This is a genomic window from Dactylosporangium salmoneum (genome assembly GCF_039532525.1).
Classification (GTDB): Bacteria; Actinomycetota; Actinomycetes; order Mycobacteriales; family Micromonosporaceae; genus Dactylosporangium; species Dactylosporangium salmoneum.
Genome location: NZ_BAAARV010000103.1, coordinates 22,873 through 29,109, shown reverse-complemented (window position 1 = coordinate 29,109; position 6,237 = coordinate 22,873). Strand labels below are relative to the sequence as shown.

Sequence of the window (6,237 nt, the reverse complement as noted above, 5' to 3'; positions counted from 1 at the left end):
CCGCCGCCGCCCGGCCCGACCCCGCCCGCATCCCCGCCGCCCGGCCCGACCCCGCCCCGGTGACCGGCGCTGCCCAGACCGTTGGTGCGCTCGGCGGTCGCTCCACCGGCACCTCGACCGGGGGCCGCCGGAGCAGGTCCGGCAGCAGCCGCGGGCGCCTCGGCGCGGGCTACGTCGCCATGCCGCCGGTGCCGCTGCGCGACCCGTCGACCGCCATCAAGAGCAACGCCAGCGTGCCCGAGTCGCAACGCTTCTGCAGCGCCTGCGGCGAGCCGGTGGGCCGGGGCCGCGACGAGCAGCCCGGCCGCACCGACGGCTTCTGCCCGCGCGACCGCACGCCGTACTCGTTCACGCCCCACCTGCAGCCCGGCGAGCGCGTCGCCGGCCGGTACGAGATCCTCGGCGCCCTCGCGCACGGCGGCCTCGGCTGGATCTACCTGGCCCGCGACCGCAACATCAGCGAGTCCGGCGCCGACCGCTGGGTCGTGCTCAAAGGCCTCATCAACACCGGCGACCAGGACGCGCTCGAGGCGGCCATGGCGGAGCGGCGGTTCCTGGTCGAGATCGACCATCCCAACATCGTCAAGATCCATGACATCGCCGAACATCCCGACAGCAAGACCGGCGAGATGATCGGGTACATCGTCATGGAGTACGTGGGCGGCAAGTCCCTCAAGGACCTCGCCCTGGAGCATCTCGGCCCCGACGGCCGGCGGGTGCCGCTGCCACTGGAGCACGTGCTCTCGTACGGCATCGAGGTCCTCAACGCGATCGGCTACATCCACGATCACGGCCTGCTCTTCTGCGACTTCAAGCCGGACAACGTGATCCACACGGAGGAGCGGCTCAAGCTCATCGACCTCGGCGCGGTCCGCCGCATCGACGACCAGGTCTCGCCGTTGTGGGGCACGCCCGGCTACCAGGCGCCCGAGCTGGCCCAGGCCGGCGCGTCGATCGGGTCGGACATCTACACGGTCGGCCGGACGCTCGCGGTGCTCAGCTTCGACTTCAGCGGATTCTCCAACAAGTACGTCCACAGCCTGCCCACCCCCGACGACGTCGAGCTGCTGCGCGGGCAGGAGTCCTACTACCGGCTGCTGCGCCGGGCGACCGACCCGGACCGGACACGCCGGTTCTCCTCCGCCGGCGAGATGGCCGACCAGACCCGCGGTGTACTGCGTGAGATCCTCTCCTCCGCGGACGGCGTGCCCCGGCCGGAGAACTCGACGCAGTTCACCCCGGAGCGCCGCGCCTTCGGCGCCACCGGCGGGATGGAGCCGCCGACCGGCGCGGCTGTCGCGGTCGCGCTGCCGCTGCCGCTGGTCGACCCGACCGATCCGGCGGCCGGCTCCCTCGCCACGCTCAACACCACCGACGTCCGGGCGACCATCGCCGCACTGCGCGGCGCGCCGATCCGCACCGTCGAGGTCACGCTGCAGCTGATCAGGGCCCTGGTCGAAGCCGGTGACCTGGCCGGCGCCGAACACGAGCTGCAGGGTGTGGCGACCGACGGCGACTGGCGCCGCGACTGGTCCGAGGGCCTGATCGCCCTCGCCGCCGGCGCACCAAAGCGGGCGGAGGACGCCTTCGACAGGGTCTTCGACGCGCTGCCCGGCGAGCCGGCCGCACAGCTCGCCCTGGCCGCCGCCAACGAGCTGGCCGGCGAGCGCGCCTGGGCCGACTGGCGGTACCAGCGGGTCTGGAGGGTCGATCACAACTTCGTCAGCGCCGCGTTCGGCGTTGCCCGGATGCGGCTCGCCGGCGGCGACCGGCCCGGCGCCGTCGCGGTGCTCGACGAGGTGCCCGACATCTCCACCCACCACGTCGCCGCGCAAATCGCTGCGGTACGCGCCGCGCTGCACACCGAGTGCGGCCCGCTCACCCCTGGCGACTTCCTGGACTCCTCGGACCGCCTCGAAAAGCTCAAGCTCGACAAGCAGCGACGGGCGAAGCTCGCCGTCGAGATGTTCCACACGGCGCTGGACTGGCTCGGCGTCGACAAGAGGCCGGGCGCCGCAGTGGGCCCGCTCCCGGCCGTCGCCGCCACCGGCCGGCTGCTCGGCCAGGCCTTCACCGAGCGCGAGATCCGGTTCGGCCTCGAACGGGCCTACCGGTCGCTCGCCGCGGACGAGTCGGACCCGATCGCCCGCTACGCGCTCGTCGACCAGGCCAACGCGGTACGCCCCCGGACGGTGTTCTGATGGCACGGACCGGCTGCCCGGACTGCGGCGAGCCAGTGCGGCCGGGCGACCGCTTCTGCGAGGCATGCGGCCACGACCTGGACGCGCCCCCGTCCGCGGCGCGGGACAGGCCGCGCAACGCCTCGGTCCGGTGGCTGACCTCGACCGAGATCGCCGCCGCCTGCCCCGCCTGTCAGGGCCGCACCTTCGGCTCCGACGGCTTCTGCGAGGAGTGCGGGCAGCGCCGACCGACCGCGCGCGAGCACACCGAGCTCGACCTCGGTGTGGTCGCCGCCGTCACCGACATCGGCAGCCGCCACCACCGAAACGAGGACGCCGTCGCGATCGGTGTACTCGACGGCGCGGTCGCCGTCGTGGTGTGCGACGGCGTCTCGTCGTCCAGCCGACCCGACACCGCCTCCCATGCGGCCGCCGACGCCGCGATGGCGGCGCTGCTCGACGGCCTTGCCGGCGGCGACGACCGCGACACCTCGATCATCGCGGCGACCCGCGCTGCCCAGGCCGCCGCGACGGTGGTGGCCGGTTCCCATCCCGGACCCAACCCGCCCAGCTGCACATTCGTGAGCGCGGTGCTCACCGCCGACGGGATCACCATCGGCTGGGTCGGCGACAGCCGGGCCTACTGGCTGCCCGACGGCGAGAGCGAACCGCTCCTGCTGACCGTCGACGACTCGCTGCGCAACTCCCTCGCCGCCAAGGGCGTCAGCGGCAAGGCGATCGATGAGAACCCGCACGCCGCCTCGCTCGTGCGCTGGCTCGGCTCCGACGCCACCGACACCGACCCCCACCTGCGCACGATCGCCCCCGAGGCGCACGGACGGGTGCTGGTCTGCACCGACGGGCTCTTCCGGTACCGCCCCGTCGTCACCGACCTGGCCGTCACCGTCGCCGCCACCGTCACGGGCGCACCGCTGGCCGGCGCGCAGAGCCTGACGCAGCTCGCCCTCGACGAGGGCGGTCAGGACAACGTCACCGTGGTGCTGGCGCCCTACCCGATCGAGCCCGCCGACCCGGCCTCCGTCACCGCCGCAGCTGTTACCGCGGTAGCTGCCGGCGAACAAGGTCCAAGCGAAGGATCGAGACCATGACCGACCAACCCGCATTCACCGTCGAGGTCCACCAGAACCGCTTCCTGCCCGCCGGCGGCACCGTCGTCGACGCCGTGCTCGACGTCACCGCCGCAGGCGCTGGCGTGGCCGGTGGGCCGCCCAGCGCTGCGCAAGTCATCATGATCGACTGCTCGGGTTCGATGAACAGCCCATCCACGAAGATGCAGGAGGCCAAGAAGGCCACCGTGGCCGCGATCGACGCGTTGCGCGACGGCGTCGCGTTCGCGATCGTGGCCGGTCGCGGATATGCGGAGATGGTCTTCCCGTCAACGGTCACGCTGGTGCCGGCCGACCCGCAGACCCGTGAACAGGCCAAGGAAGCGGTACATCGGCTCCACGCCAACGGCGGCACCGCGATCGGCACTTGGCTCACTTTGGCCAACCACCTCTTCGCGCCCAGCACCGCCGAGGTCAAGCACGCGATCATGCTGACCGATGGGAAGAACCAGCACGAGACGGCCGAGCAGCTCGCCTTCGTGCTGCGCGCCTGCCAAGGCCGATTCGTCTGCGATACCCGCGGCGTCGGCGCCGACTGGAGCGGCTCGGAGCTGCGCACCGTCGCCTCCGCGCTGCTCGGCAGCGCCGACGGCCTGCCCGACCCCAGCCAGCTCGTCGCCGACTTCAGGGCGATGACCGAAGCGGCGATGGGCAAGTCCGTGGCCGAGGCGACGCTTCGCCTGTGGACGCCGGCCGGCGCGACGGTCCGGTTCGTCAAGCAGGTCTTCCCGCACGTCGAGGACCTGACCGGCCGCCGCACCGACGTGAGCGCCCGCATCGGGGACTACCCGACCGGTTCGTGGGGCGCGGAACACCGTGAATACCACGTGTCCGTCGAGGTGCCCGCCAACGCCGTCGGCGAGGAGATGCTTGCCGCGCGGGTCAGCCTTGTCACCGGCGACCAGGTGCTCAGCCAGTCCCTCGTTCTGGCCAACTGGACCGACCAGTCGGCGTTGTCCACTCAGATCAACGGCCGGGTCGCCCACTATACCGGCCAGGCGGAGCTCGCCGACGCGATCCAGCAGGGCCTCGCCGCCCGCGACGCCGGCGACGTCGAGACCGCCACTGCGAAGCTGGGCCGCGCAGTACAGCTCGCCGAAGAGTCCGGCCACAGTGACACCGCCAAGCTGCTGGGCAAGGTTGTCGAGGTCATCGACGCGCCCAGCGGTACGGTCAGACTCAAACAGAAGGTCGCCGGCGTCGACGCCGAGCTGGCCAATGTCCGGTCCGTGAAGACCATCCGCGTCAAAGGCACCTGAGGAGGTGCGGACGATGGCAACCTGTCCCCGAGGGCACAGTTCGGTCGCCACTGACTACTGCGACGAGTGCGGCACGCCGATCAACGCACCAGTGCTGCCGACGCCCCTCGCGGATGTCACGTCCACGGGCGGCGCGTCGCCGGCGCCCGAGGCCGGCGGCCAGCTGTGCCCGGACTGCGGCACCTCGCGCAACGGTCGCTTCTGCGAGGTCGACGGCTTCGACTTCGAGGCACTGAACCCGTCGGCACACAGGCCCGTGCCGGACAACGGGGCCAGCCTGCCGCGGCCGCAGCCCGGCGCAATCTCGCCCGCTGCGGTCACCGGCGCGCCGACGCCCCCATCGCCCGGCACCCTGCGCCTCGTCGTGTCCGCCGACCGGGCCTACCACGACCGTATGGCGGCCATCGACGCTCCCGACGCCGACAGCGTCGCCTTCCCGGCCTTCTGCCCGGAACGCCGCTTCGCACTTGCCGACGGCCGGCATCTGCTCATCGGCCGCCGTAGTCGCTCGCGGGGCATCGAGCCGGACATCGACCTCACCGGTCCGCCCGAAGACGTCGGCGTCTCCCACGCGCACGCGGTGCTGATGTCCACGTCCGACGGTGCGTGGACCGTGGTCGACCTCGGCTCGTCCAACGGCACGTATCTCAACGACAGCACCGATCCGGTCGTGCCGAACGTGCCGACACCGGTCAAGGAAGGCGATCGGATCCACGTCGGCGCCTGGACCACGATGACGATTACCTCGTGAGCCGGAGCCAATGTCTCAGCTGAGGCGAAGTGAACGCTGCCGGTTCCGGCGCCTACCTCCCGTTGGAAACGCCGCCGGCTGTTCGAGCGAGCCGGGGCAGGAGCTGGACTCGTCGGATTCGATCGAGTAAGGCAATCCGGTCTTTGCCGGCGACGCGGCGGACGTCCGACGCCGGCAGGCCCCGATCAGACGGTGCGCGGTGCCTTCGCGAGGTTCGCTTCCAGCTCCGCCTTGTCCTGACGGACGACGTAGGCCGGCCGATCACGCTCGACCCGCCACGACTCGCTCAGCGGGCTGACGTCGGCGGCGTCGAACCCGATCCTGTTGTAGAGGTCGACGACGAACGCCACCGCATCCGAATAGTCCGACGACACGGCCAGCGCGCGCCGGCCCGGCGTGCCCGCCGGCGAGCCGTCGGCGTTGATGTCGGCGGCCGCGATGTGGTTGAACGCCTTGACCACCTTCGAGCCGGTCAGATGGGCCTGCAGGAGCCCGGAGGTGGTCGCCTCGCCGTGGTCGAGCTCCGGGAACCGCCCGTCGCGCTCCCAGTAGTAGTTGTTGGTGTCGAGCACGATTTTGCCGTCGAGCGGCTCGACCGGAACCTCGCGGTACCTGCCGAACGGGACCGTGACGACGACCACGTCGCCCGCAGCACCCGCCTCGGCCGCGCTCGCCGCACGCGCGGCCGGCCCCAGGTCCTCGACAAGGGCGGACAGGGTCTCGGGCCCGCGCGAGTTCGCGATCACGACGTCATGGCCGAGTGCGATCACCGCCCGGGCGACCGCGCTGCCGATGTGTCCCGCTCCGATGATGCCGAATGTCGTCACGCTCGGCAGCAACCCGCCCCGCACAACGGCTATTCCCGTCCTCGGCGCGATGCCCGACCGACCTCGTCTACGAGGTCGTCGTCGACCGCGCCG

The 6,237-nt window shown here is 71.9% G+C and carries 5 protein-coding genes; 4 read left to right on the top strand and 1 reads right to left on the bottom strand.

Annotation, left to right across the window (positions count from 1 at the left end; genetic code table 11):
- From ABD352_RS49360 to ABD352_RS49345, 4 genes are all read left to right on the top strand, one after another.
- On the top strand, nucleotides 1–2,201 hold a 2,201-nt coding region (locus ABD352_RS49360), incomplete at its 5' end, for a serine/threonine-protein kinase (RefSeq protein WP_344619595.1).
- Nucleotides 2,201–3,289 carry a PP2C family protein-serine/threonine phosphatase gene (locus tag ABD352_RS49355; protein ID WP_344619594.1) on the top strand — a complete coding sequence of 363 codons (1,089 nt, stop codon included), beginning with the start codon at nucleotides 2,201–2,203 and terminating at the stop codon, nucleotides 3,287–3,289. The genes ABD352_RS49360 and ABD352_RS49355, both read left to right, overlap by 1 nt.
- Nucleotides 3,286–4,566, top strand: a complete 1,281-nt coding sequence (locus ABD352_RS49350) for a VWA domain-containing protein (protein WP_344619593.1) — start codon at nucleotides 3,286–3,288, stop codon at nucleotides 4,564–4,566. Before ABD352_RS49355 ends, ABD352_RS49350 begins: the two co-directional genes overlap by 4 nt.
- A gap of 13 nt (nucleotides 4,567–4,579) precedes the next feature.
- A complete protein-coding gene (locus ABD352_RS49345) occupies nucleotides 4,580–5,317 on the top strand; it encodes an FHA domain-containing protein (RefSeq protein ID WP_344619592.1) in 738 nt (245 codons plus the stop codon).
- A 185-nt stretch (nucleotides 5,318–5,502) separates the two neighbouring features.
- Here the strand turns inward: ABD352_RS49345 and ABD352_RS49340 are convergent, their stop codons facing one another.
- A complete protein-coding gene (locus ABD352_RS49340; RefSeq protein ID WP_344619591.1) occupies nucleotides 5,503–6,144 on the bottom strand; it encodes an NADPH-dependent F420 reductase in 642 nt (213 codons plus the stop codon).
- Nucleotides 6,145–6,237 lie beyond the last annotated feature (93 nt).

Coding starts and splice junctions, on each gene's coding strand:
- ABD352_RS49345 (WP_344619592.1), top strand. CDS start 4,580: ATGGCAACCTGTCCCCGAGGGCACAGTTCGGTCGCCACTGACTACTGC.
- ABD352_RS49350 (WP_344619593.1), top strand. CDS start 3,286: ATGACCGACCAACCCGCATTCACCGTCGAGGTCCACCAGAACCGCTTC.
- ABD352_RS49355 (WP_344619594.1), top strand. CDS start 2,201: ATGGCACGGACCGGCTGCCCGGACTGCGGCGAGCCAGTGCGGCCGGGC.